Annotated in this window: 20 protein-coding genes; 17 read left to right on the forward strand and 3 right to left on the reverse strand. The window is 44.6% G+C overall.

Going from position 1 to position 24,304, the window contains the following annotated elements:
* The first annotated feature begins 178 nt into the window (after positions 1-178).
* A complete protein-coding gene (locus tag AACT19_RS16035; protein WP_017096162.1) occupies positions 179-1,021 on the forward strand; it encodes a helix-turn-helix domain-containing protein in 843 nt (280 codons plus the stop codon).
* A 101-nt stretch (positions 1,022-1,122) separates the two neighbouring features.
* Complete coding sequence (locus AACT19_RS16040; protein ID WP_065681041.1) at positions 1,123-2,469, forward strand: MATE family efflux transporter; 1,347 nt, start codon at positions 1,123-1,125, stop codon at positions 2,467-2,469.
* Between the two features lie 109 nt (positions 2,470-2,578).
* On the opposite strand, the gene AACT19_RS16045 is transcribed toward AACT19_RS16040, so the two are convergent.
* From AACT19_RS16045 to AACT19_RS16055, 3 genes are all read right to left on the reverse strand, one after another.
* Positions 2,579-3,760 carry an MFS transporter gene (locus AACT19_RS16045; RefSeq protein WP_076647328.1) on the reverse strand — a complete coding sequence of 394 codons (1,182 nt, stop codon included), beginning with the start codon at positions 3,758-3,760 and terminating at the stop codon, positions 2,579-2,581.
* 374 nt (positions 3,761-4,134) lie between these two features.
* Positions 4,135-4,743, reverse strand: coding sequence for a hypothetical protein (locus tag AACT19_RS16050; protein ID WP_065105153.1), 609 nt, complete (start codon positions 4,741-4,743; stop codon positions 4,135-4,137).
* A gap of 1,014 nt (positions 4,744-5,757) precedes the next feature.
* Positions 5,758-7,764 carry a hypothetical protein gene (locus tag AACT19_RS16055; protein WP_076647331.1) on the reverse strand — a complete coding sequence of 669 codons (2,007 nt, stop codon included), beginning with the start codon at positions 7,762-7,764 and terminating at the stop codon, positions 5,758-5,760.
* A 242-nt stretch (positions 7,765-8,006) separates the two neighbouring features.
* Here AACT19_RS16055 and AACT19_RS16060 point away from each other — a divergent pair, with 242 nt between their 5' ends.
* From AACT19_RS16060 to AACT19_RS16130, 15 genes are all read left to right on the forward strand, one after another.
* Positions 8,007-12,851 carry a DUF1566 domain-containing protein gene (locus tag AACT19_RS16060; protein WP_076647333.1) on the forward strand — a complete coding sequence of 1,615 codons (4,845 nt, stop codon included), beginning with the start codon at positions 8,007-8,009 and terminating at the stop codon, positions 12,849-12,851.
* Positions 12,852-12,915: 64 nt separating this feature from the next.
* Positions 12,916-13,095 carry a Flp family type IVb pilin gene (locus AACT19_RS16065; RefSeq protein WP_076647336.1) on the forward strand — a complete coding sequence of 60 codons (180 nt, stop codon included), beginning with the start codon at positions 12,916-12,918 and terminating at the stop codon, positions 13,093-13,095.
* Positions 13,096-13,125: 30 nt separating this feature from the next.
* On the forward strand, positions 13,126-14,007 hold the full coding sequence (gene cpaB, locus AACT19_RS16070; protein ID WP_076647340.1) for a Flp pilus assembly protein CpaB: 882 nt from the start codon (positions 13,126-13,128) through the stop codon (positions 14,005-14,007).
* Entirely contained in the window at positions 14,000-15,397 is a 1,398-nt protein-coding gene (locus AACT19_RS16075) for a type II and III secretion system protein family protein (protein WP_076647343.1), read from the forward strand. The genes cpaB and AACT19_RS16075 overlap by 8 nt, the downstream gene beginning before the upstream one ends.
* A 7-nt stretch (positions 15,398-15,404) precedes the next feature.
* Entirely contained in the window at positions 15,405-16,028 is a 624-nt protein-coding gene (locus AACT19_RS16080) for a CpaD family pilus assembly lipoprotein (protein ID WP_076647346.1), read from the forward strand.
* Positions 16,025-17,185, forward strand: a complete 1,161-nt coding sequence (locus AACT19_RS16085; RefSeq protein ID WP_076647349.1) for an AAA family ATPase — start codon at positions 16,025-16,027, stop codon at positions 17,183-17,185. The genes AACT19_RS16080 and AACT19_RS16085 overlap by 4 nt, the downstream gene beginning before the upstream one ends.
* Positions 17,185-18,528 (forward strand): CpaF family protein, encoded by a 1,344-nt coding sequence (locus tag AACT19_RS16090; protein WP_076647357.1) that lies wholly within the window; start codon positions 17,185-17,187, stop codon positions 18,526-18,528. Before AACT19_RS16085 ends, AACT19_RS16090 begins: the two co-directional genes overlap by 1 nt.
* On the forward strand, positions 18,528-19,442 hold the full coding sequence (locus AACT19_RS16095; RefSeq protein ID WP_076647360.1) for a type II secretion system F family protein: 915 nt from the start codon (positions 18,528-18,530) through the stop codon (positions 19,440-19,442). Before AACT19_RS16090 ends, AACT19_RS16095 begins: the two co-directional genes overlap by 1 nt.
* Complete coding sequence (locus AACT19_RS16100; RefSeq protein ID WP_076647364.1) at positions 19,439-20,290, forward strand: type II secretion system F family protein; 852 nt, start codon at positions 19,439-19,441, stop codon at positions 20,288-20,290. The genes AACT19_RS16095 and AACT19_RS16100 overlap by 4 nt, the downstream gene beginning before the upstream one ends.
* Positions 20,287-21,027, forward strand: coding sequence for a tetratricopeptide repeat protein (locus AACT19_RS16105; protein WP_076647367.1), 741 nt, complete (start codon positions 20,287-20,289; stop codon positions 21,025-21,027). The genes AACT19_RS16100 and AACT19_RS16105 overlap by 4 nt, the downstream gene beginning before the upstream one ends.
* The gene (locus AACT19_RS16110; protein ID WP_076647370.1) at positions 21,027-21,476 is read left to right on the forward strand and encodes a TadE/TadG family type IV pilus assembly protein; all 450 of its coding nucleotides are present in this window, start codon (positions 21,027-21,029) and stop codon (positions 21,474-21,476) included. Before AACT19_RS16105 ends, AACT19_RS16110 begins: the two co-directional genes overlap by 1 nt.
* Entirely contained in the window at positions 21,463-22,023 is a 561-nt protein-coding gene (gene tadF, locus AACT19_RS16115) for a tight adherence pilus pseudopilin TadF (RefSeq protein ID WP_054541441.1), read from the forward strand. The genes AACT19_RS16110 and tadF overlap by 14 nt, the downstream gene beginning before the upstream one ends.
* Positions 22,016-23,230, forward strand: coding sequence for a hypothetical protein (locus AACT19_RS16120; protein ID WP_076647373.1), 1,215 nt, complete (start codon positions 22,016-22,018; stop codon positions 23,228-23,230). The genes tadF and AACT19_RS16120 overlap by 8 nt, the downstream gene beginning before the upstream one ends.
* Before the next feature lie 85 nt (positions 23,231-23,315).
* Positions 23,316-23,780 (forward strand): TlpA family protein disulfide reductase, encoded by a 465-nt coding sequence (locus AACT19_RS16125; protein WP_017075288.1) that lies wholly within the window; start codon positions 23,316-23,318, stop codon positions 23,778-23,780.
* Positions 23,780-24,280 carry a DUF4266 domain-containing protein gene (locus tag AACT19_RS16130; RefSeq protein WP_076647376.1) on the forward strand — a complete coding sequence of 167 codons (501 nt, stop codon included), beginning with the start codon at positions 23,780-23,782 and terminating at the stop codon, positions 24,278-24,280. The genes AACT19_RS16125 and AACT19_RS16130 overlap by 1 nt, the downstream gene beginning before the upstream one ends.
* Positions 24,281-24,304: the final 24 nt, after the last annotated feature.

Genomic DNA, 24,304 nt, shown 5'->3' on the forward strand with positions numbered 1-24,304 from the left:
TTTAACTCACTCCCCTCTCACACTCCTATCTATTTCACCGCGTCCATTCTTTCACTGCCCATCACTCATTGATAATGGCAAGCGAATGACTTAAAAGTCGCAATCGACTACATTAGAAACGCTGAGAACAACCGACTCTAGTCTTAACTGCACCATCTGTCTTCAACCAAGGAATGTCATGAGAACTCCCATCAAACACATGCGTCTGATTAAAGGTCAACCTTGTAGGGTTGAGGAACTGACTAACAGCGACGACGCATTCTTAGAACCGCACAGACATGAATACTGGGAGTTGGTGTGGTGCGTAGATAGCTTAGGCAGTCAGAGCATTGATTTTGTAGACTATGACAACAAGGTCGGCCGTATTTTTACCATTGCTCCGGGTCAGGTTCACCGATCTGAACTAGTGGGAGAAAGCGCTCGTTTACTGGTGTTTACGCCGGGCTTTGTCAAAACCAACCATCGCAACACACAGCTGGTCGACACCGTTTTTGCCATGCATCAAAGTCGTCCTCCCTACTTAGATTGCAGTGAAGAAGGCAACCGCTACCTACTGCCTATTTTCACTATGATTAAAGAGGAGTGTGCACGAGAAGAGAGCGACTGGGATTTGGTAGAGTCCCTCATGAATAGCTTTTTGCGCTACATATTACGTTTCGCCAGCCAATCATCATTGAAAGGCGAAGTGCGCGACAGCCGAGTAAACCAAGTGGTCGATTTGATTGAGCAACACTACACTACCCACAAACATTGTGAGTTTTATGCGCAAGCGCTATCGATAACTAACAAGCGCATCAATGAGATCGTGAAGGCTGAACGAGGTAAGACGGTCACCCAATTGATCCACGATCGAATCATCTTGGAAGCGAACCGAGAATTGATTTTTTCGACCAAGACAATTAAAACCATCGCCTTTGAACTTGGCTTCGAAGACCCCGCCTATTTCAGCCGTTTTTACCGTGGCCAGATGAATGAGTCGCCAGCAGAGTTTCGAACTCGATGTGCAGATAGTGCAACATAACACGCAGATCATCCCTTTTTAGAGCCCAGTTAAGTTCGGATAATGCTCCCTCTTTATTTCATCCACATTGGTTACATCCAACTTGTTGGGAGCACTCTCGAATGGCCATCAACCTTAAAACCGATCCTATATCTAAATCTTTTTATCAGTACCTTTGGCCAGCGCTAACTGGCATGGTGATCAAGTCTCTCTTCATCATGGGAGACGCATGGTTCGTCGGACGTGGTGTTGGCCCTGATGGGCTTGGTGCTATCGCTTTGACCATCCCTGCTTTCTCGATATTTACCGCTATCGCGATGATGGTTGGCATTGGCGGCGCAGCGCTTATGTCTATCGAAGTTGGTAAAGGCAATTCAGCGTCGGGTCAAACCCTCTTTAGTCAATCAATGCTCAGTACCGCCGTGCTTAGCACCATTTCAGTCAGCATTGCTCTGTATTTTCTAGACGACATGATTGCGTTAATGGGCGCTTCTGGATACATGGCTGAACTGACTCACGATTACCTGGCTGTAATGCTGCCATTCTTTGTGTTGTACTCGTTAGCTTGGGTCATGTCGTGCTTTGTTCGTAACGACACCAACCCAAAACTGGCGACTTACGCGATGTCGATAGGTGCTGTGGTCAATCTAGTGTTGGATTACTTCTTCGTCTTAAAGTGGGGCTGGGGTATGAAAGGGGCAGCCTACGGTACAGCCATTGCGCAAGGTGTTATCGCTTGTATTCTATTGAGCCACTTTGTACGTAAACAAGGCACCTTGGAACTGAGCCTAAAAGGAATTGGTTTGGACAAACTGCCAAGCATCCTAAAAATAGGTACACCGACCTTCTTTATTGAGGTAACCGCCGCGATGACAATCTTGCTGTTCAACTACGTGTTGCTGCATCAGTTTGGTGAGAATCATATTATCGCCTATGGCTTAACGGCAAATATCGGGGTATTCGCTTTGTTTGTGATGGTCGGAATCGCTCAAGCCTGCCAGCCAATCATCAGCTTTAATCATGGTGCCAACCAGCCAAACCGAATCGAAGCGATTTTTCGCTTAGGTTTAAAAAGTGCCATTGGTAGCGGCTTGGTGTTTATGGTTATTGTGTACCTGCTTGCGCCTCAAATCGCAGCCCTCTATTTGGGTGATTCAAGTGATTTGATTGCACTGTCAGCCACTGCATTAACGTTCTTCTTCTTTGCTGTACCACTGATGGGCATCAACTTAGTGATCGCCAACCTGTTTCAGGCAACAGCTAAACCAAAACAAGCGACACTGATATCTCTTGGCCGCGGCTTTGTGTTCGTCGCCTTGGGCATCATAATTTTGCCAAAGCTATTCCCAGAACAAGGAATTTGGGCAAGTATCCTGTTCGCGGAAACCGTAACAGCTATATTCAGCCTGAGCATGTTACGCAGCTACAAGAAGCGCTTTTCAGGCTCATTAGAAAAACAGGTGGCATAAGAAGTAATCCGTTTAGTACATCACGCCTTTGACTACCAAATAGCACATACAAAAAAGCTCCAATATCGCTATTGGAGCTATTTGTCTATCTCATCAGATTGAAACCAACTTAGCGCCAGCTAAATATCCGGACTTCGTTACCCTCTTCAGGCTTCTTAGGAATGTTTAAAGACAGCGCCAAAGAAACCACTGCCATTGCTGCACCAATGTAGAAAACCGTTGCAGGAGAAGACAGCCAAATCACACCAAACGCAACTGGAATAACAACCGCTGCAATATGGTTGATGGTGAAAGAGACACCCGCGGTTGATGCCATGTCAGCAGGATCCGCAATTTTCTGGAAGTAGGTTTTGATCGCCAATGCCAACGCAAAGAACAGATGATCGACCACGTAAAGTGCTGCCGCCCACTCAGCGCTTTGCACCAAGCCATAACCAACAAACACACCAATCAAACCCACATACTCAAAGATCAGCGCCTTACGCTCACCCACTACACCAATAAATTTACCAATGCGTTTTGCGAACAAGAAATTAAACAGATAGTTGATTAAGAACAGTAGCGTGATGTCAGCAGCCGAGTAACCGAACTTCTCTACCATCAAAAAGCCTGCGAACACCGTGAAGATCTGTCTTCTTGCACCACTCATAAAGGTGAGAGCGTAGTAGAGCCAGTAACGCTTTCTCAGCACCAACTTCTTATTCTGTTGAGTCTTGGTTTGAAATTCAGGGAAACCAAAGGTCATCACCAAAACCAAAATAAAGCCAATACCGCCAGTGATGCCATACACCCAAGCAAAATCGAGTTTGAGCTGTTCTAACATCACCCAGATAGATCCGTAAGTGATTAACGAGGCTAACGCACCAACAGAGATCATTTTACCCAGCATCTCTGGCGCTTCTTCTTTACTCAGCCATTGCAGTGACAAAGACTGCTTCAGCGTTTCAAAATAGTGAAAGCCCGTCGACATCAAAATCGTCGTCAGCAACAAACCTGTAAGTGAAGGGAATAAACCGGTAATCGCCGTGCCTACAGTTAACATCGCCAGCGATATCAACATAAAGCGTTGCTCACGAATGAATGCCAACACAAACACCACAGTAAACGCTAAGAAGCCAGGGATCTCACGAACACTTTGCAACAAGCCAATATCGGCACCATCAAAGTTCGCTTTCTCAATCACGAAGTTATTCAGCAAAGCCATCCAGCTCGAAAACGCAATAGGGACAACAATCGAAATCAGTAATAAGAAGTTTTGTGGCGTTTTCCAATTCGTAACAGGTTCACTCATGAGTAGAATTTCCTTATCATTAATCCAACATCATACTCTCGTTTCATTAGAATCAACAAATGATTAACTCGGCATTTACAAGGTGAGCAACGAAGCCTTTGATAGTAAAATTAGACTGTGGCGGTAAACGAGGAGGCTTTAAATGTCGAAAAGATATGAATTATGAATTACACCAAATCGACCTTAATAGGTGATTGAGTAGTATTCATTCGGTGTACATAATACATCCTCATATCTCTACAATGACTGAAGACCGAATGGGTATTGTAGATAAGCAACAAAAACGAAAAAATCCTCATAGAACAATTCTATGAGGATCTGTTTTCTAAACTTACAAAGTAGCAACCTTGGAAGGAATCAGGTTTACTTTTAAATCAAAAGTAGAACTTTAAACCTGTTACCCCAGACCATTGTTCAGATTCTTTATAAGTTTTATAGCTTGCACCTAACTCAATCGCAAAAAAATCAGTAAAGTTTATCTCGCCCATTAGCGAGTATTTATTCATCGTATTTTTATCAACGTAAGAGTAACGATAACTAGGAGTAAAAGTCAGAAAGCTAATTGGAGTATATTTGAAACCAACATGCGCAGAAGGAGCATATTCACTAAACTCAAGTTCGCGTCGCTCTGCATCGATACGATTTACGCCAACAGATAAAAAAGGCACGACTCCATTGACATAGTTACTGTTAAACCCTAATCCAGCATAATGATCTCTAAACTGAGTTTTTCCGGTGCTCATCCCAGAGAATTCAGTTTCCACGAATACATTGTTAGTCAATGAGAAAGATAGTGAAGCATATGCGCCCACAAGGTCTTGCTCTTCTTTCTCTGAAAATTTGGATCCTAAATATTGGTCCAAACCTTCATTTTGCCCACCTTGAAGGCCAAAACTGAAACTATTAAAGTAATTCTGCTCAGCATGCGCAAAACTAGAAAACATGATAGGTAACGCAATGATTATTTTACTTATTTTTTTCATTATACATCCAGATATACATTTTATAAATCAAGGCTAAGGTACAACTTAGTTAGGGTGTATTCAATGATATTTTGTATGTATTCACATTAAATCTTATTAACAACTCATCACAATTTGAAATACATCCTAACAACACGTTAATCCTGTTAATAACCACTCATAACTAGACTTAATTCTATTTATTCAAGAAAGTTAACAGACACTGGTAAGATGTGCGACCAGTAAATATTAGATAGAATTCAACTGAATATAAAATTTATTAAATTCACTTTCATTAAATTATATATTTAATGAAGAAATCAAAGAATCCACCTACAACGTTGAACTATCAATGGTGAGAGAACCACTTATTAACATCAAATTGAATGACGTAAGAAGTACTATTTTCGATATTTATTTTAAGTCACAGTTTCATTTAATCGATAATGAATAGTACAATAAAAAATTCAACGCCAACAAAATCCAAGGTTTTAGCCATGCTCACTCGAATATCGGTCATTACTACTAGCTGTATTTTCATGTTATGGATAAATACAGCCTATGCTGATAATGAAAAATACCTCCCCCTAGATAGAAGTTGTTCTAGTATCGTTTGTAAGCATTCGATAGAAAATACTAGCTTCCAGTACGATAAAGAGGAAAACCTCGTATTCTCTTCGGACAAAACTTCTAACATGGATAAGATATCATCATCTTTATACGTCATTTTGGAGAATAAAGAGGACAAAAATAATAATGATATAGACACCATATTGGATGTAGTAGAACTTTGGGAGGAGTAAAGATCAGGAGGAAATTTCACACAACAACTTACCTTGAATTCCGATAAGGTAAATAGGTTCAAAGAACACCAAAAAAGGCAATATCTAAAACAGAAAAGCGCAATACAACACTTAAGTAATACCACGCTTTTAATTTCAGATAGAACTAGTAGCAAGGAAAAAAGTCAACCAAACACATAAGTTGACTTCCTAGCTCAACAAAAAATGTTCCCCTTCCATTGAACTATTAGGCTTACAGCGCCTTATAAAAATTTAGCCATTCACCTCGTTCTAAGCCACTGACGTGCACACCAGAGATGCCACTTGACGTTGTCGCATTGGTCGGAGAAAACGAGAGGTTTACGTTTTTGAATTGATCAGAGATGTTACTTTCCGTACCCGTTTGAGAAAGAATGTAGCCCAAGTTCGTTGAACTCCAATTTGAATTGCCGCTGTCTTCCCACTTTTTGAGGAGTTCTTTGGTCACCAGTTGGCTGCCAACTTTTAGAGCCGGGCCACTAATATTTCGGAATTGATAATAGTCCGCACCTGAAGAAGTTAACGCAATCACCTTATCTTCTAACACATACAAAGACTTGATAGCATTGTTACTCAGAGACTCTGTTACAAGTAAGGTTCTCGTCATGTTATCAACGATATAAAGAGAACTTGCTGTGGTAATCGCACTGGTTTTTCCGTCTCGCGATGTCGCTATCTTGCTAATAGCAGAATCAACGGTCAGCTCCCCAAGTACGGTTTGTTGTATCGAGTTAGACACCCACTCAACCTTATTGCTATCCAACCCCAACAATATCTGCTGATTCACGACAATATTGGCTGTTTTAAGGTTTAACTTATCAATCGTCATCTTAGTGGATAAGTTAGCCGTATCGATAACTTCTGCCGCTAAGCTGCTGTTTGAAAGGTAATTCTTATAGACAACCAATGCTTCACTTTCATCATAAGATGGCATGACTTGCGAAGAGGTAGCTTTCAATGCGTGACTCCAGCTTTTCATATCAAGCTTATTAGCACTTAGCAATTTGAGTTCTTGCTGTGAGTATATCGAGCTTCCGGTATTTTTAATCGCTAGTAACGAACCACTTTGTAACAGAGGAACCACTGCTGCGAAGTTATCATTGATGCACGACTCACTCGATTTAGGCGGCACGGCTGGATTAGGTTTTGGAATGGGTGGAAGCGTGCCTCCACTACGACTGCTGTATGTATCAATCGCAAAAGCCTTCACGCCAACATCGTTATTATTCGAACCATTGAGGCTTGTGAGGAAAACACCATTAGCGCCTTGGCTATTACAAATATCACTCGATGTGGGTGAGACGTAAGCGGTCGGTTTGTAAACCTTGTATGCCTGAACACCATTTAGCGCAGGAACTAACTGAATGATTTCACTCGAGTCTACCGGTATTTCTCCGCCTCCAGTGCCACCTCCGTGATCGTCATCATCATCATCGTCGTCATCATCATCGTCATGGTCGTCATAATCATCGTCGTCGTGCGAACGGATACTAACCAGACCAGAAACCGCTTGAGATGCAGGGTCACCATTGATTGTCACCGGCTTATTGCGTGAAGAGCTATCAATTTGCATAACCACATCATTAGCCGTTAAAAACACAATCTGACTGCTCGCTGGATTCAGAGCTATCGACTTCGCACCAGACAATTGCGGTACCGATTGTGAACCGCGAACAACCAAAGAGTCTTCAATTTGTAGATGCCGAGAAACCGTACCAGCAACGTCAATATTAGATAAGTCTAAAGTTTTATGTTCTATCATCAAATCAAGAGCATGGGCAATATTGGTATAAGAAGACTGCTTACCGTCACTTTGCGCCTTTTTCAGAGATTTTAACAACATATTTGATAGATCTTTAGACCCATGAGTTGAGTCCAGCACACCAAAATTGATGCCAACATGATCGCCTAACTTACTTTGAAGCGATGCTTTTGCTTGCTCTACATCGTTACTTACCGTTGGGTTAAACATCATCTCGCTATGAATCAAAGTAGTGAAAGGCGTCACCACTTTCATACCAGGAGAAGCAGTCAAAATTGCACCATCATATTGCCTTTGCTGTGCGTACCCAGAAACATCAGCAATCTGTTTCTCTTGAGCACTGCATACGCCATTCAGATCTGCATCAGCGCATACTAATGAATCTAGAAATGCATAGCCTGAAGCCGTAGACCCAACTGGGTTTTCGCTATCAGAACTACCTCCACATCCAGAGACCATTAAGACACTAGAGATTGCTAGTGACAATTTGCATATTAAGAATTTATTGTGCATTTTTTCGACCGATTCACCTAGTTTATGATTTGATTTATAGTATTTTATTTTGCTATTAAATCACTTAACGAAATAAAAGATCAAATGATATTGATAATTACTATCATTTAAATTAATATCCTCCGCCTTTCCTATGGGTAATTTATAAATTATTTGGAGTTCAGGTGGTAAGGAATCCATACAAATTAATGAGTGTTTCACTCGTTTCCACAATGCTGATTGCTTGTGGCGGAGCAGAGTCAGATCCGAAGCTCAAACAGTCACAAACTAAGCCAAGTTCTCAGAATATTTCGGGCATAGCTTTGGATGGTTATTTACGCAACGCGAAGGTTTGTTTAGACAGAAACAGCAATGCCATGTGTGATTCTGCTGATGGAGAAATTGCCACTACGGACGCCGAAGGACGATTCCAACTAGACGTCGACAATGATGTCGCCCAATACCCAATATTGGTCGAAGCGGTTGCCTCTATAACTATCGATATGGATTCACCGAATCAGCCTATTGAATCCGGATTTACGCTAGAAGTACCGAGTAGCAATTCGGACGTGATTAGCCCCGTGACGTCTCTCATTGCAAGTGTATCGAGAACCAGTGGAATCAGTTTTGATGAAGCAACCCAGCTTGTAGCCAGCGACTTAGGCATCGATAAACAACTGGCTGTTGGTGATTATTCCGCATCAAACTCAACCAAAAGCCGTGAAGTACACATGTTTGCGCGCGGTGTTACTCGCGTACTTCAGGAAGCACAAATGGCTTCTGTTGATGCAGGTGCCGACCAAGTAAATGCTCGAAAAGGATCTATGTACAAGCTGGCAGAGCTTGATTTAGCAGAATTTAAAGCCAAGACCGATTTGCTGTCTCATGGCGCATCAGGAACCGATAGCGCATTGAAACAACTTGGTAAGGAATACCGAGACCAACTCAAAGTTTCCCAAGAAGACATCGATGGCAATAAAATCATCACTAGACCGCCAGCGCCTAAGCACGGTCAAGTCAATGATGCCTCAGACACCTTCGATTGGCAGCTTGTGCGTGGCTTCACTCACAACACAGATTACGAATATTCATTGGATTCAGGGAAGACTTGGACAACGGTAATTCGTAAGCCGATTGTTGTAGGGAAACTGGCGTTCGACAAAGGAGCCGTTCAAGTTCGAGTTGCTGCGTCTAACGTTCGTAATACCCCTGCCGGAAAGCCCATGCTTTCAGACAAAACGTTTACGCTAACGACAGTGCCTGCTGCTCCAGCCTGGATTAGTGTGAATAACGCGATCAATCAATTTGATTGGGCATTTGTCGACTCGTTTAATGAACTAGGTTTGTATGAATATTCATTAGATAACGGCTCAAGCTGGACGCAAGCGACTGAAAAGCCTCAAGACATTCCAGATCTAGATATTCCAGTTGGACATCTAAAAGTTCGTGTGGCCAAAGATGACTCGCTAGGTCACCCAACAGGATTAAGTTCAGCATCAGAACAATCGATGACGGTAACCCCAGTCCAACCCGCACAACCAGTACTAGATTTTGCTAACGACAGCACCAATCAAATCAATTGGCTTTGGGTTAATGGATACAAGGATCCGTCTTTCTACGAGATTAATCTAGGTAATGGTTGGCAGGACGTCACCGCACTGCCGTATCTTGTTGGCAATGTTTCACTTCCTGCAAACACGATTTCGGTTCGCGTTAAGTCAAATGCACTGGATGCCCGCCCCGCGGGAGTTCCGTTGGTTCTCAGCTCTGTATTCACTCGCTCAGAAAATCAACCTATAGCACCAACCTCACCGATTGTTGACGATGCAGAAAACACATTCGCATGGACAGACGTTGAAGGATTTACGGGAAGTGATTTCTACGAATACTCTCTCGATAGAGGCATTACTTTTACCCCTGTAACTAGCAACCCACAGGCTATCCCAGATGAGACGTTTGCCAAAGGGCAAATCTGTGTAAGAGTAAAAGCAGGTACAGATCCTCAACATGATCCTGGCGAAGCGCTGTGTTCAGACAAGGGCTACTCTGTTACTCCTAGTATGCCTGCCGCACCGACATCACCAATCTCTCATGATGGATTAGATACATTTGACTGGACATTTGTTACCGGGTTTTCAGAGGTAACGGATTACGAGATCAATGCGCTTAACACAGGTTGGACAGTCGTTACCACAAAGCCATATCAGCTAAATGACCAAGCTTACGCTATCGATTCAATCCAAGTACGCGTTAAACGAGATCCAATTACGGGTCGTCCTAGCGGTTCAGAGTTAACCAACGATGTCGCGTTTACTGTTCGTCCGTCAGCACCAAGTGCCCCGACTGGTCTGGTGGTTAACGACACCGACAACACGCTCGATTGGACATACTTCGGCGAATTCACTCAGCCCGAGCACTTCGAAGTCACACTCGACTCCAGTTCAACTTGGACAAAAGTAACCGCTAAGCCTGTAGTGATTGGCAATGTAGATAAGAACATCGCTGAAGTGCAATTACGAGTAAGGCAGAACCCAACTAATGGTATGCCTCATGGCGCATCAGCATTAACAACAGAAGCCTTTACTAAGGTGTTTGAAATACCCGCGCCAACCTCGCCTAAAATCGTGAATACATTCACTGGTAGTAACCCAATCAATACCAATGGATTTCAATGGGATTACTTAACCGCCAACGTTGAGGGTCAATCGGTTCGTTTTGACCAAGCCGAATACTATGAGTTCACCAACGATAAAGGTGTCACTTGGCATCCTGTTGTTTCAAAACCTCAATTTATTGGCCCAGAAGGGTACGACAAGGCTAATGTCGGAGTTCGACTAAAGAAACAAGCAAAAGAAGGCGTTTCCAATTCAGTCAGTGACACCCTTTGGGCTACAGATGCTGTTAGTAGCTTCACTGCATTAAAATTCGTACCGATGAAAACCCGTTCGCAGGCCGCTGATTTTAGCTACGGTGGCTCATGGAATTCCTACTCCCTAAATTGTATTGCTGAATACGATGACAAAGGACAAGGGGAACCGACGTTTTGGGCGGAACGATTCTCTTCAGAAATCGATACTGTATTCGATAAAGTCACACAGCTGGATGATTGTGGTATCGCAGGTTGGAATCTTCCAGAGAGCGGCGAAGTCATCACGCTATCAACGCGAGACCCCGCAACACTGCCATCAAACTTAAGAAGTTACTTAGTATCGAACAATTCTTCAAATACGTTAGCGGATAAAAATGGCGTCGCTGTCACTATCAACAAAGGGCAAGAATCTGTTGAGCAGTATTACAGTAAATACGCATACGCTAAATGGCAATTACCGTCTGGGCCGGAGCTAGTCAGTCACATTGATGCTTCAACAACTGCTGTTGAAACCCTACTCAATACACAAAGTTCAATAGTAAAGGCGGCTGAGGCTTACCTAACAACATGGCTAGCGAACAATCAGAAAAAAGCGCAAAGCTACGCGGCTTTAGAAACCCAAGCACAAGCTAAAGCTGTTGAACTGGCGGCCTTTACTAAACCATGGCTTGACGAATTGAGTGCAGTGACCACGAAGCTCACTATTTACGACTTTCAGGTGTCGGTTGCTCAAAGCCGTACTGATGCGGAGAGCCTTGAGTTCATTACCAAAGTAAAAGATTACAAAGAAAAAGCAGCGAAACTACAGCAAAACTCGAACGGGTTAAATGCACTAGTTGAAGGTGCTAAGTTTGCTCAAAAAATGGCATTCATCCAGAAAAACTCGGTAATGCTAACCGATGCCACAAGTGCAATAGGCTCAGCCTCATTGGCTTCAGAGCTGCATCAAGCAAGTTTGGACCTCTACAGTGCCATTTCAGTATTAGAGAGCCAATATGCGCAAGTCACTGACTTCATTAACCAACTGAATACCGCAACTAACGGAATTAGCTCTGAGTTTGATTCGCTCATCGCTCTATATCAAACACTCATCAAAGAGATGAGCACAACAGCCACACTCCACGATCTCGCTCAATCCAAAGTGTTAGCAAAAGATGGGCTAAAACAAGCGGCAGACAATGGGTTTAGTGTTTCTCAAGCCAACGCAATGGTAAGTAATCGCTTCGCCAAGTTGGATGAACTAGGAAACTACCTGACAAGCGACACAACCTATCAACAAGGTTGGCGCTGTGTTGAAGACACGAAAATTTCAGGAAAACGTCGAGTATGGGCGCTTCTCAAAGATGGACTACCGCATGGTGCTGACGATCTTGCCTATGATGCTTCAGCGACCGGATACGCCAGCATACTAGGCAGCAACGAACTACTCGCTAGCACTAATAACAACAAGCTGTGTGGTTTTAGTGACTGGGAAGTTCCGCACTTAGCACAGCTGCTGTCGATTAACACCAAGGCTGTCGAAGGTTCAAATTCGAAAATGACCTTGGATACAGACGTATTTCCAAATTACTTGGGACTCAAGCCAGAATACGACAAATCTTATTTCGATAATGGAACCACGTTTTATTACTGGTCGAGTGCAGCAAGCGGTGATCAACAATACATCACAAGTTACGACACTAAAGAAAGTAGCCAAACCTTAGATAAAGCTCGTACCGATGGTTCTGAAGACAAAGTCGTCTTAGCTCGATTATTCAGAGAAAAGTCTGCTAATTATCAGTATCTAAATGCGCAAGGAACGGTAGTAACCAACCGACAAAATGCAGTGTGTGCTCAAGACACAGACAGCAACTTGGTTTGGCAACTCTTCTCTCGAGGTGATAGTAGCCGTTTCAAGAAATACGTAGATATTGCCCCTCTTATCACAGCACAAAATACCAAGAGTATTTGTGGCAAAGCCAATTGGCGTTACCCGACAAAAGCTGAACTGTATAGCCTATTGCCACTTAACAACGAAGTGTTTGAGTTCAACGAAGCAACTGGTGGTAGTTATGGCTACTACATCACCAGCGACCCTGCACCTTATGGCCGCTTCAAAGGGTTGAATATGACGACGATGGCGGAGACTGACGTGTCTACCGCGAGCTATTCATCAGCTTATCTATATCGATTAGTTGCAGACTAACGACACCTTTATTAATGACCACAGCAGCCTCAGCTGAGGCTGCTTTCATCTAGGAAATAACAACATGTTTAACAAGAAAAAACAGCGCGGCGCGGCCGCTATCGAATACGCAATTCTCGCAGCAGCAATGTCCGTGGTCTTGCTTAATTTTGTAGGCGGCGAGAATGGTGATCTAACCGAAGCCATTACTGACACTTACCAGACTGTCGTCAAGCAGCTCAAAGACGCTCAAAAATCAGAATAAGCCCGTTTACCGTAAATTAAAGGAATAGTTATGACTGCCAAGCGACTCATGTTGCTATCGTTATTTTGCTCGGTGCTCGGATTATCCGTTTTACTGTTGAGCCAAACCAATAACGAGTCTGCGATCACCTCTTCTAAACAAGCCGCTAAGCAAATGGTCAAAGTGCTGGTTCCGACTCGCACTATCGAGATAGGCCAAACCTACACGCCAAACTCGTTTCGATGGAAAGAAGTTCCACAGCAAGAGTTAGAGAACTACATCGACCACGTGACACCGGAAGATATTTCTACCGACCACACGATGTCAGGGCTAGCACGCACCAAACTCGTCAAAGACTCAATATTGTCGAAAGCCGACATTACCGAACCCGAAGGTGGCTACTCGCTCTCATTGAAGTTGCAACCAGGCTATCGCGCGATTTCAGTCCCTGTCGATCAAGTCACGTCTAATTCAGGCTTCATTGAGCCGGGCGACCGAGTAGATATTCTCCTACTCGGTTCACAAGATGGTGAGCTACTTCGTTATGGCAATTCATCTCAAGGATTGTACGTCACAACGATAGTGCATGATGCAAGAGTCTTGGCATTTAATAACAAGCAAACGGCAGAATCTTATCAAAAGGCTCGGGAATCGAATGGTTTCGAAAATGGTATCCCTGAAGACAGCAGTGTCTCTTTAGAAGTGACACCCGAGCAAGCAAACCAAGTGGTACTTGCGAAGCAATTAGGAAAGTTAACGCTTGTATTACGCGGGCAAAACGAGGCTCAAGATCAACCTCAACACGCAAATGCCGTGACGCTGAAAGTCATTTCTCCAGACACAACTCAGGTATTACCTGACGTGGGTTTAGTGGAATTTAGAGCCGAAAATAAAACCGTCAATAATAAAACTGGAGCTGATAACAATGGCTAACATCTGTCGTTGGTGGGGTGTTCTCCTACTATCAAGCCTATGTGTCTCTTTTGCATCTGCAGCATCAACATTTGATGTGACGATCAATGAGGCGAGAATGATTCGCTTACCTGAAAAAGCGAAATCCATTTTCATCTCTAACACCCATATCGCTAATTACCAAACCTTAACCAATACCAAGGTGATGATATTCGGTAAGCAAGCTGGCAGCGCTACGATCACCGTTTTGAATGAACAAGAACGCGTGATTTATACCAACAAGATTCGCGTCACGCATAACAGCCGCGAGTTCAATGAACTGGTTAAAAACAAGTTCCCAGAAGCGTCAGTCAACGCGGAATCTCTGGGCGGAAAGTTATGGCTTAAAGGACGCGTTCCTTCTCCGATGATGGCACACAATATCGTGTCGCTCGCGAAAGGCTACTTATCCCCTATTGTCGGTTCTACCGAACAACAAGAGAGCTCGAATTCACAGGGAAACAGTAACAACAGCAGTAGTTCAACCAATCAAAATCAGCAGACTCAACCCAATGATGATGAGCTGATCAATCAATTGGTTGTCACCATGCCAAATCAGGTCAACATTCGTGTAAAAATCGCTGAAGTCTCAAGAAATGTATCCAATAAGTTGGGCATCAAATGGGGTTCAATCGCTGGCGGTGTGGGGCAATTTTCGTTTTCAAAGCTGCCTAATGTCAGTAGTTGGGGCAAGCCGAGCATTACTGCTCTGATTGATGCGCTAGCAACCAACGGCATGATGTCTGTGCTTGCTGAACCTAACTTGACCGCGATGTCAGGCGAAGATGCGGAGTTTTTGGTTGGTGGACAAGTACCGCTGCCACTGATTACGGCTGACACCACTCAAATCGAATACAAGGATTTCGGTGTAAAACTGAACTTCACCCCAACCGTGCTCAGTCAAAACCGTATCAGCTTAAAAGTAAATCCCGAGGTCAGTAACATCTCAATCGAGAGCCAACAAGTGATAAACGGAACTAACTTCCCTTCTTTTACCACTCGTAGCGCCTCCACCACCATTGAATTGGCAAGTGGGCAGAGCTTCGCTTTAGGCGGGTTATTGAAATCGGAAGACATTGAACAGCTACAAAAAGTACCGCTTATCGGTGAAATACCGGTTCTCGGTAGCCTGTTCCGCTCAACTGAATTCACTCGTAGAGAAACAGAGCTGATCATCATTGTAACGGCTTACCTAGTTCAACCGACACGTTCGGACTCAATGCCACTCCCAACCGATGGTTTAATCCCGTTGAGTGATGTTGAACGATTACTGGCACTGCCGAGAATTCAACGTAAAAGAACGTTTAGTCAAGACACATACACCGACAACCAGAAGCCTCGCTTACTGGGTGACAACGGGTTCTACTACTGAGGACATCATGAACAAATTATCCTTATTACTGCCCGCTCTCATTGCGCTTGCGGGTTGCGCGCCAACGCCTACAACCCAACAACCTTCTGTGGATGTGGTGTCCGTGACAAACAAACTGACTTTAACACTGTCGGGCAAAACGTTATCGGCTCAAGAGAAAGATGACATCTCTGATTTTATTGCTCGTCTAGGTACGCTATCCAACTTAATGGTCAAGATTGAAAATACGACTCAGAAAGGAGAAAGCCAAAGTGAAAAAGTTAGGCTTCATCTGATCGAGTCAGGCCTCTACCCTTCGCAAATTTCAGTGTCAGACACTGCGGCGCAAGGTAAAGGCGACATCACGATTTTTGTTGAATCTTATCGTGCCAAAGTAACTGCATGTGACGCGGGTAAAACACCAAGAACCACACTCAACGCTTATCGTACTCAGCGCAATTTCGGCTGTGCGAATGCCAATGCACTGGCGCAAATGGTCGCAAATCCAAAAGACCTGATAGTTGGTCAGCCCATCGACAGTGCACAAGGACAAAAAGCGGTGTCTAGCATCGATAACTACTTTGCGCCACCAGCACAAAACCAACAGACAAACTCTGGCTCTTCGAATACCACGCTAGGAGGTTCGCAATGAATCAAGTACACAACTTAACGGTACTGATCGCGGCATCGGAGCAACTCGATACATTAGCGCTCACATACACACTGAATGATTTCGGTATCAACAACATCACAACCTCTTCGAATCAAGAAGATGACGTGGTGAGACAGGTACTTAAGAACGATGTTAAAACCATCTTCCTCGATGTACTGAATAGCGAATTGCCAGAATCGAAACAGGTTGTGCAGCGTTTAATACAACGTACTGGGTGCCAAGTTATCGCGATTGGTCATTCAACTGAAATTTTTGCTTACCGTGGAATGCTCGCATCCGGTGCCAGTGACTATTTAGTCAACCCTGTGACACCACAAGATCTTGAACACGTCTCCTTTGCTGCATTACAACTCAACAATGAAAAACGAAATGAAAAAATCGTTTCCATTGTCAGTGCAAAAGGCGGCTCAGGAAGCAGCACCATTATCGCGACGTTATCGCAGCAGCTTGCCGAACTCGAAAAACGAGTAACTTGTATGGACCTCGATTTTTCGATGGGTGATTTGGATTTGCTACTCAATGTCGAAGGCAACACGGCGTTGGTAGAGCTTTTACAATACCCAGAAAGATTAGAACCTCTCGTGTTTGAGCGCAGTGGGATCAGTGTGTCACCCGAGCACACGCTCTTTACCGGTTATCTACCTTTAGACACCACACCATTTTGGCCACAAAAGAGTGCATTCGATCAGTTTACAAAGTTCTGCCTGCAAAGTTCAGACTACTTACTGATCGACATTCCGACCTATTCATTGCGTGACCAGGTTGGCTTTGAAGCGCTTAAAAGTGCCGATATCCGAATCATTGTGGTCGAGCCTACACTCAGCTCCATTCGCAATGCCGGTCAAATAATCAAACGACTTCAAAACCAAGCAGCTTCACAAACCATTGTGGTGTTGAACCATTGTAAGTCCGATTCCGCATCCCTTATTTCAGCCCATGATGTGAAGAAATCACTCGGAACTTCCGTAGACGTCGTGATTCCATTTTTGCCTAACCATTTCTTGAGCAAGTCATCGCTTGGTCAGCCTGCCCATAAAGGCAATAGGAAAGTGAAGCTCGCGTTTAGCTCTCTACTTGAACTAGTCACTGGTGAGCAGCAACAAGGCAACCGCCGTTTTTGGAAGCGAGGCGCATAATGTTTGGTCAGAACACACAAGCCATAGATCCGATTGTAACGAATAGAGCTCGGTCTCATGAAGCCCTCTCATCAACACCCTCAGTTCGTGAGCATTATCATGTGATTCATGAAGAGGTCATCAAGGCGATCGACCCATCGGTTGTAGTGAGCTTAAGCGCACCCGATCTTGAAGCTAGAATTGCCGAAATGGTGTCAGATATCGTGGTCTCTAAGCAGTTACCGCTTGGTCACAAAGATGTCGCTCATTCAGTGGAACAATTGCTCAATGAGTTTCTAGGATTAGGCCCACTGCAGCCCTTGATTGAAGACCAAGGCATTACCGACATCATGGTCAATGGGTACCGTGAAGTCTACGTAGAACGCTCAGGAAAATTGCAAAAAACGGCAGTTCAATTTCGCAATGAAGAACAACTTCTCAACCTAGCGCGACGCATCGTCAGCAAGGTCGGGCGAAGAATCGATGAATCGAATCCATTAGTCGATGCTCGATTGGATGATGGTAGCCGTGTCAATGTGATGATCCCACCGCTAGCGCTTGATGGAACCTACATTTCCATCCGAAAATTCAATGAGAATAAGCTAACACTCAGCCAATTGGCTCAGTTTGGCGCAATGTCGAAATCGATGGTTAAGCTTATCGATATTATTGTTCGCTCACGCCTTAATGTGCTTGTTGCGGGAGGCACTGGTGCAGGTAAAACCACACTGCTCAATGCGATGTCTTTTAGCATTTCACCTCAAGAACGCATCATTACCATCGAAGACACCGCAGAACTGCGTCTACAGCAACCTCATGTTGTACGTGCAGAAACACGCCCAGCCAATGCCGAGGGCTTAACGCCGATCACCCAGCGAGAGTTGGTGCGAAATTCTCTACGTATGCGACCAGATCGAATCATTTTAGGCGAAGTTCGTGGTGATGAAGCCTTTGAGATGATGCAGGCAATGAACACCGGCCATGATGGTTCACTGTGTACATTGCACGCAAACTCAGCGACTGATGCACTAGTTCGCATGGAAAACATGTTGATGATGAGCCAAGCGACTCTGCCTCTGTTCTCATTGCGCCGCCAAATCGCAGACACCATCGATGTCGTTATACAAGTCGAAAGAATGCGTGATGGCAAAAGACGCATTGTTTCGATCACCGAGGTGCAAGGGTTAGAAGGAGAACAATACATCACTCAAGACTTGTTCAAATTCAAGCCGTTATCAGAGGATCAACAAGGCAACCTGATTGGCGAATACAAGAGTGCTAAGTGCGTACCAAGCTTCAATGAAAAAGCCAAATACCACCAACTCGATGCTCAACTAAGAGTAGCGATGGAGCTTGAAGCCTGATGATCTTAGTTCTCACTGTTTTCGTTTTATTTATCGCGATCGGGTTAATCAGGTTGAGCTCAAAGCAAGCCATCGTCAATAAACGGCTGTTATTGGTAAGCGGCAGTCAACGCTCGCTTACAGCTGACGTTTCAATCAAAAAAACCAACCACCAGCGCAGCAACAAACTGCATGCTTTCTTTTTACGAATGAATGCATTGCTGCCAGTTTGGGATAAGTACTTTATTGCCTTATCAGCTATCGGTTTCCCAGCATCAGGCCACATGTTATTTCCCCAGCTGGCAATGCATCATCAACTTTTCGCCGCTGTTGGACTTTGGTTTGTATGCACATGTGCCTTGGCGATGTACCGCCGAAAAATGCAGGTAGAAGAGTTCGAACAAGGCATCATCAATGTACTTGGCTTAATTTCTAGAGCGGTGGCTGCGGGGCTCTCAGTCCCACAAGCGATTGAACAAGTGTCAGAAACCCAACCAGGGCTATTAGGACGTGAGTTCTCCTATATTCGCGATAACTTAACGCTCGGTTTAAGCCTTCGCCAAAGCCTCGATGATGCATGCGTTCGCCTTCCTTACAGCAGTTTCCGCTACTTCTCGGTCGCGTTAATCCTGAATCAATCGAATGGTGGCCAACTGCGCGACATTCTTCAAAGCTTAAGCAGAACCATGCATGACAATCGAGCGATGAGAAAAAAGGTCAAGAGCTTAACCTCGGAGCCTCGTATGACAGCCCTCTTTCTTTCTATCTTACCCTTGGGGTTATTGGGTGGTATCTATTTGATGGAACCCACCATGATAATCCAATTGTTCAACACAGAATCGGGACAGCGTGTACTGACCTACGCCATCATTAGTATTAGCTCAGGCACACTCATTTTGAACGCTCTGACTCGTAACAAAAGGTTCTCATCATGATGTATGTTGCCTTGCTTCTGTTGGGATGCGCATTACTACTGACAGTTGTCGCACACTTGTCTTCTTTCAAACGAGATGTTGTCGCTGAGCGACTGACTCACGTATCGAGCTACTCCTCTAAGTACACGACCGCTTCTAGCAAATGGCGCTTCCAAGGTGCAAAACCACGACGCCAGAAGTTAATCCTCATTGGCTGGTTGAGTCCTAATGCAGAGATCTATTTTCTTGGCTTAAGACTACTGACGATGGTGACGGGATCTATTGCTTGGTATGTCACTCGAATCCAAGTGCTTAACATGAACTCTGTGGCCGAATGTATCGCAATCGCCATTGTGGTTGGCATCCTGTTCGACCGCATTCTAGATTGGCGCGTGAACCAAGTCCGAATGCAAATTAGCCGCGTTATTCCTGATGCAGTCGATCTGATGGTGGTATGTGTCGCATCAGGTCTAACACTCGAAGCGGTATTTCGCTGTGTCGGTGAAGAGATGCGTGCTATCTCTCCAGCATTATCACGTGAATGGCTACTCACTGCGACAGAGATATCGGTTCTTGATTCACCACAAACGGCACTTTCAAACCTAGACAAACGAGTCCAGCTTCCTGACATCAACAATATTGTGACCACCATGAATCAAGCGCTTCAATACGGTACGCCTCTCGCTGAAGCGTTAAAGCTGATTGCCTCTGATAGCCGCCAATATCACTTCTTAGAGCTTGAAGAGTGGGTAGGAAAAATACCAGCCAAGATGTCATTCCCTTTAGTGGTCTTCATCATGCTACCTGTCGTGGGCATTATTGTCGTGCCAATCATGTTATCCCTTAAACAAACTCTGGGGGGCTTATGAACAAGATCGTTCTCTTGGGTTTAGCGCTAATTTTACTCGGCTGTCAATCAACGAATAGCATTGAAAAAGAGACCTCTGAAGATATGAAAGTCGCCGAGGTTGCACTGATGAATGGCAAACCAGAAAGTGCCATGGATCTGTACCGAAAGATGCTGATATCGAAGCCTGATGACCCACAGTTACTATTGCTAATGGGGTCCGCTGCGAATCAAGCCAGTCGTTATGATGAGGCACTGCATTATCTAAAGCACGGTATCGAGCTTAATCAATCGAGCGCGATTTACAGAGAACTTGGCCGCGCGTGGTTGGCGCTTGGTGAGCTTGAACAAGCCACATCAGCACTCGAAGAATCTGTCAGATTAGTTACAACTGATGATGTCGCCCACAACAGTTTAGGCGTAAGTTACTCGCTCAATAAGCAGTATTCAAAAGCGCGTGAATCTTACTCTCATGCCCTCAGCTTGATGCCATCCAGTAATGAGTATCGCAACAACTTAGCCATGGCTTGGATACTCGATGGTAAACCAGAGCAAGGGATCCGCATTCTGCACCCGATCTTTGTCCGAGGTGAAGCGAGTGTAAAACTGCAACTCAACCTAGCACTGGCTTATGCGCTTTCTGGAGACAGTGCGTCCGCAAAAAGTATCGCTCGTGCACATCTATCTCAACCTGAGTTTGCCAACAATAGTCTGTATTACCAAGAACTTGCTGCTAAAACTGAGCAAGGAGAACTGTGATGCTCTCTCGTCAAAAAGGGGCGCAGAGCGTCGAGTTTGCAATGTTGGTGGTACCGTTCCTGATACTGATCATCGGTTTCTTTGAGATCTGCCGCCTGCTGTTGGTCAACATCATCCTTGATGTAGCCGTTAATGCGGGCGTTCGAGAGGCTAAGACACGGCCGATTAGTCCTATTTCAGACCAAGCTTTTGCCGAGACTATCGCAAAGTTCCCACTGATAGATAAGAGCAAGCTCGTCTTGGATCCATCGCCGCTATACGCCGAAAACTTCTCAGATTTAGTTAATGAGAAACCGGTATCCAAAAGCAGAGCAGTGTTAGGCGAGTACAAGGTGTCTTACTCATTTTCATTTGCCTTATTACCTAATCTATCAACTCAGTTTTCTGAGTCTATCGGCAACATGACAACCTTGAAAAGAAAGGTACTGGTTAGTTATGACAACAAATAAAACACCTCGAAAAAAACAAGCGGGTTCAGCAGCGATTGAATTCCCCTTCGTTGTACTCGCACTCATGATCATTTTGTGGGGGCTTGTTGCTACCTACCGCTTATTCAACCTACAGACTCAGCTCGACAACGTAACATATAACCTAGTCAACGCCGTTTCACTAACGCAACTGAAACCAGAGCAAGGCCCAAACGGATTACCTAATACGTTAAAGGATCAGCTTCTCGATCTCGCCGAACGTTATCTTCCGCAAGACATCAAGCGCAGCGATATTGGGTTGGTACTTGAAAGCCGTGTATTTGATACCACTGCTTCGAACTGGGAATACAAGCACATCCATGCCGGGATCATCTGTCAAAAGTACACACCCATCGATCAACTAGAGACACTTATCGTTGAGGGTAGCGGCGACCCTGCGTTAGTTGGAAGACCATCCACCTTGGTTCAACTCACTTTATGTGTGAATACACCGTTTGACTACAAGCGACTCAATCTTCCTAAAACACTCTCAAGTTCATCAGCCGTGATAGGAAAGCATTATGGTTAAACCAATATTCGGCAGCATTGCGCTTAAAAAACAGCAAGGCTCCATGACCATTTCATTGTTGGCGTTACTGTTTCCAGCGCTTTTCATTGCCGTTGGCACCCTGATGATCTCGGCTCAAGTAATGGTTTCAAACCGAGCAGCGCAAGCCGCCGATTCTGCCGCATTAGCTTGTGCCTTTGCTGATACAGCCACACTCCCAATGATGCGGGCTTACCAAGAGTACTATAAGCCAACCCTAAAAGGTGTGAGTGGCTTAGAACCAGAAATCATAGGCTCAGAATGCCGTATTAGCCTAGGTTATTCATTGTCACCCTTACTGCCCAACTTCCAATATGAGAGCTATGCAACCAAGGTAACGGCGACGGGTGGTGGTTATAAAAGTGTGGTTGAAAGCAAGCAATCTTCGATTCCAACGGAGTTGGTTTTAGTACTTGATGTGTCTGGATCGATGGGTTCAAACATCCAGTCGTTGAAATCCATTTTATCCAATGCATTGAATACGATTCAATCTCAGAGCAATAACGCTAACGATTTAGATTCTGTAAGCATTTCAATCGTTCCCTTCGACTCTGGAGTCGCAGCGCAGCGCCCACCTTGGTTATCCAAAGAAGCGGCAGGAATTTACTGTATTGATGGGCTTAGCTATCGCAATGGCAATTTCTCTGCGGCACTGACCGTCGATAACCTCGCGACGCTTCACTCAGAGCGACCGGTGAAATTTACACCGCCGAGTAAGTGGTTAAGCGACTGCAATCAAGATTCACCAATGCTGCCATTAACCAGCGTATTTTCCCGCGTCCAAAACTCGATAAACAGCCTAACAGCAAATGGCGGTACTCGCTCTTATCACGGTTTGGTATGGGGAGTGAGACAGCTTATCCCACGCTGGCAGCAAGCATGGGGATTGAACGCCAGCACAGTACCCGAAACCAGAAGAAAATTAGTGCTTTTTACCGACGGAGATGACAGTGGAGACGCGTTCACCCAACTGGTTAACGCCGGGTTCTGTACTACCGCAATCAATCAATATGGCATCGAAATGAATTTCATCGGCTATGGCGTCAACCCTTCTCGAATCGCTCAATTCGAGAACTGTGTAGGGGATACACAACGCGTGTTTAGCGCCACCAGCACGGCTCAACTCAACGAGTACTTTTCCGATATTTTGGCGGTTGAATACTCGGCAACCATCAAAATCACTCGATAATCCAAGTAAAAGCGTTTGATTCGAAACACCTGAATTTAAGCATTGAATTAAAAACAAACAAGTTAAAAACAATATGGAGAAAAACATGTTTACACGAGCCCTAGCGCTATTGGCGCTGTGCCTTTCTTTACCTGCATTGGCTTATCAAGAAGGGGATTCGTTGTCGCCAGACGTCATCGAAAAACTTCAACTCAACAAGGATGAACTGACCATTGTCGACTTCTTTGCAGAGTGGTGCGTCTCTTGCCGCGAAGAGCTACCAGAAGTTAATCAACTCTACACCGAACTCAAAGGCACAGGCGTCACGTTTAAAGGCGTTGATGTGGATGAAGATGTCGAGGTTGGCTTGGCGTTTCAAAAACAACTCGGACTGGAGTTCCCTGTTGTTAACGACCCTGAACAAGCGTTGATCGCAGAGTTTAAACCTATCGGTATGCCTGCGCTTTACTACATCTATCAGGGCAAGGTTATCAAGATTCGTTTTGGTGCCATCAACCACATTAGTGACGTAATTACTGACGACCTCACCCAAATGGGAGTGCAACTGTAATGCTAATCAAAGCCACCCTTGTTGGGCTATTAGCTATTCCAATGACTGCTAATGCGGCTCTTGAACTCGATCTTAGTGGTTTAGGAAAGAAGCCCGCAGAACAGCAAACAAGTAATAGCATCACAAATAGCGATGGTCCTATCGTTGAAGAAGAGATCATCTCCAGCACCGTTTATTCAAGTGGCGGTGATTATTCAAACCCGGAAGCGAAACGTGCAACCAGACGAAACATTGAAATGGTTAAACCCAAGGCAAAGCAACTGATTATCGAACAGAAAGCACCAGAAGAGAGTAACAAACCTTCTGCTTTGGCTTTCGTTGATGAGTTCCTTGGTATTGAACCCGTAAAGCCTTGGGAAAAAGGCACATTGGCTCAAAAAGAGATGAAACCCGGTGGCACGGTGCCTGAATTCGACGTCTTTTCTGAAAAGGTGTTCGCTTACAAACAAGGTTCCGTCGGCGGCAGTGGTGTTGGTGGCGGTGGCTGTGGTTGTAACTAACCGATCCATCAACGAACAAATCAG

Origin of the sequence: Vibrio sp. 10N.222.47.A9, from assembly GCF_963872585.1 — a bacterium.
GTDB lineage: Bacteria > Pseudomonadota > Gammaproteobacteria > Enterobacterales > Vibrionaceae > Vibrio > Vibrio splendidus.

What these genes read in the sequence shown, in the direction of transcription:
- AACT19_RS16035 (WP_017096162.1), top strand. Translation starts at nt 179, where the DNA reads ATGAGAACTCCCATCAAACACATGCGTCTGATTAAAGGTCAACCTTGT.
- AACT19_RS16040 (WP_065681041.1), top strand. Translation starts at nt 1,123, where the DNA reads ATGGCCATCAACCTTAAAACCGATCCTATATCTAAATCTTTTTATCAG.
- AACT19_RS16045 (WP_076647328.1), bottom strand. Translation starts at nt 3,760, where the DNA reads ATGAGTGAACCTGTTACGAATTGGAAAACGCCACAAAACTTCTTATTA.
- AACT19_RS16050 (WP_065105153.1), bottom strand. Translation starts at nt 4,743, where the DNA reads ATGAAAAAAATAAGTAAAATAATCATTGCGTTACCTATCATGTTTTCT.
- AACT19_RS16055 (WP_076647331.1), bottom strand. Translation starts at nt 7,764, where the DNA reads ATGGTCTCTGGATGTGGAGGTAGTTCTGATAGCGAAAACCCAGTTGGG.
- AACT19_RS16060 (WP_076647333.1), top strand. Translation starts at nt 8,007, where the DNA reads ATGAGTGTTTCACTCGTTTCCACAATGCTGATTGCTTGTGGCGGAGCA.
- AACT19_RS16065 (WP_076647336.1), top strand. Translation starts at nt 12,916, where the DNA reads ATGTTTAACAAGAAAAAACAGCGCGGCGCGGCCGCTATCGAATACGCA.
- cpaB (WP_076647340.1), top strand. Translation starts at nt 13,126, where the DNA reads ATGACTGCCAAGCGACTCATGTTGCTATCGTTATTTTGCTCGGTGCTC.
- AACT19_RS16075 (WP_076647343.1), top strand. Translation starts at nt 14,000, where the DNA reads ATGGCTAACATCTGTCGTTGGTGGGGTGTTCTCCTACTATCAAGCCTA.
- AACT19_RS16080 (WP_076647346.1), top strand. Translation starts at nt 15,405, where the DNA reads ATGAACAAATTATCCTTATTACTGCCCGCTCTCATTGCGCTTGCGGGT.
- AACT19_RS16085 (WP_076647349.1), top strand. Translation starts at nt 16,025, where the DNA reads ATGAATCAAGTACACAACTTAACGGTACTGATCGCGGCATCGGAGCAA.
- AACT19_RS16090 (WP_076647357.1), top strand. Translation starts at nt 17,185, where the DNA reads ATGTTTGGTCAGAACACACAAGCCATAGATCCGATTGTAACGAATAGA.
- AACT19_RS16095 (WP_076647360.1), top strand. Translation starts at nt 18,528, where the DNA reads ATGATCTTAGTTCTCACTGTTTTCGTTTTATTTATCGCGATCGGGTTA.
- AACT19_RS16100 (WP_076647364.1), top strand. Translation starts at nt 19,439, where the DNA reads ATGATGTATGTTGCCTTGCTTCTGTTGGGATGCGCATTACTACTGACA.
- AACT19_RS16105 (WP_076647367.1), top strand. Translation starts at nt 20,287, where the DNA reads ATGAACAAGATCGTTCTCTTGGGTTTAGCGCTAATTTTACTCGGCTGT.
- AACT19_RS16110 (WP_076647370.1), top strand. Translation starts at nt 21,027, where the DNA reads ATGCTCTCTCGTCAAAAAGGGGCGCAGAGCGTCGAGTTTGCAATGTTG.
- tadF (WP_054541441.1), top strand. Translation starts at nt 21,463, where the DNA reads ATGACAACAAATAAAACACCTCGAAAAAAACAAGCGGGTTCAGCAGCG.
- AACT19_RS16120 (WP_076647373.1), top strand. Translation starts at nt 22,016, where the DNA reads ATGGTTAAACCAATATTCGGCAGCATTGCGCTTAAAAAACAGCAAGGC.
- AACT19_RS16125 (WP_017075288.1), top strand. Translation starts at nt 23,316, where the DNA reads ATGTTTACACGAGCCCTAGCGCTATTGGCGCTGTGCCTTTCTTTACCT.
- AACT19_RS16130 (WP_076647376.1), top strand. Translation starts at nt 23,780, where the DNA reads ATGCTAATCAAAGCCACCCTTGTTGGGCTATTAGCTATTCCAATGACT.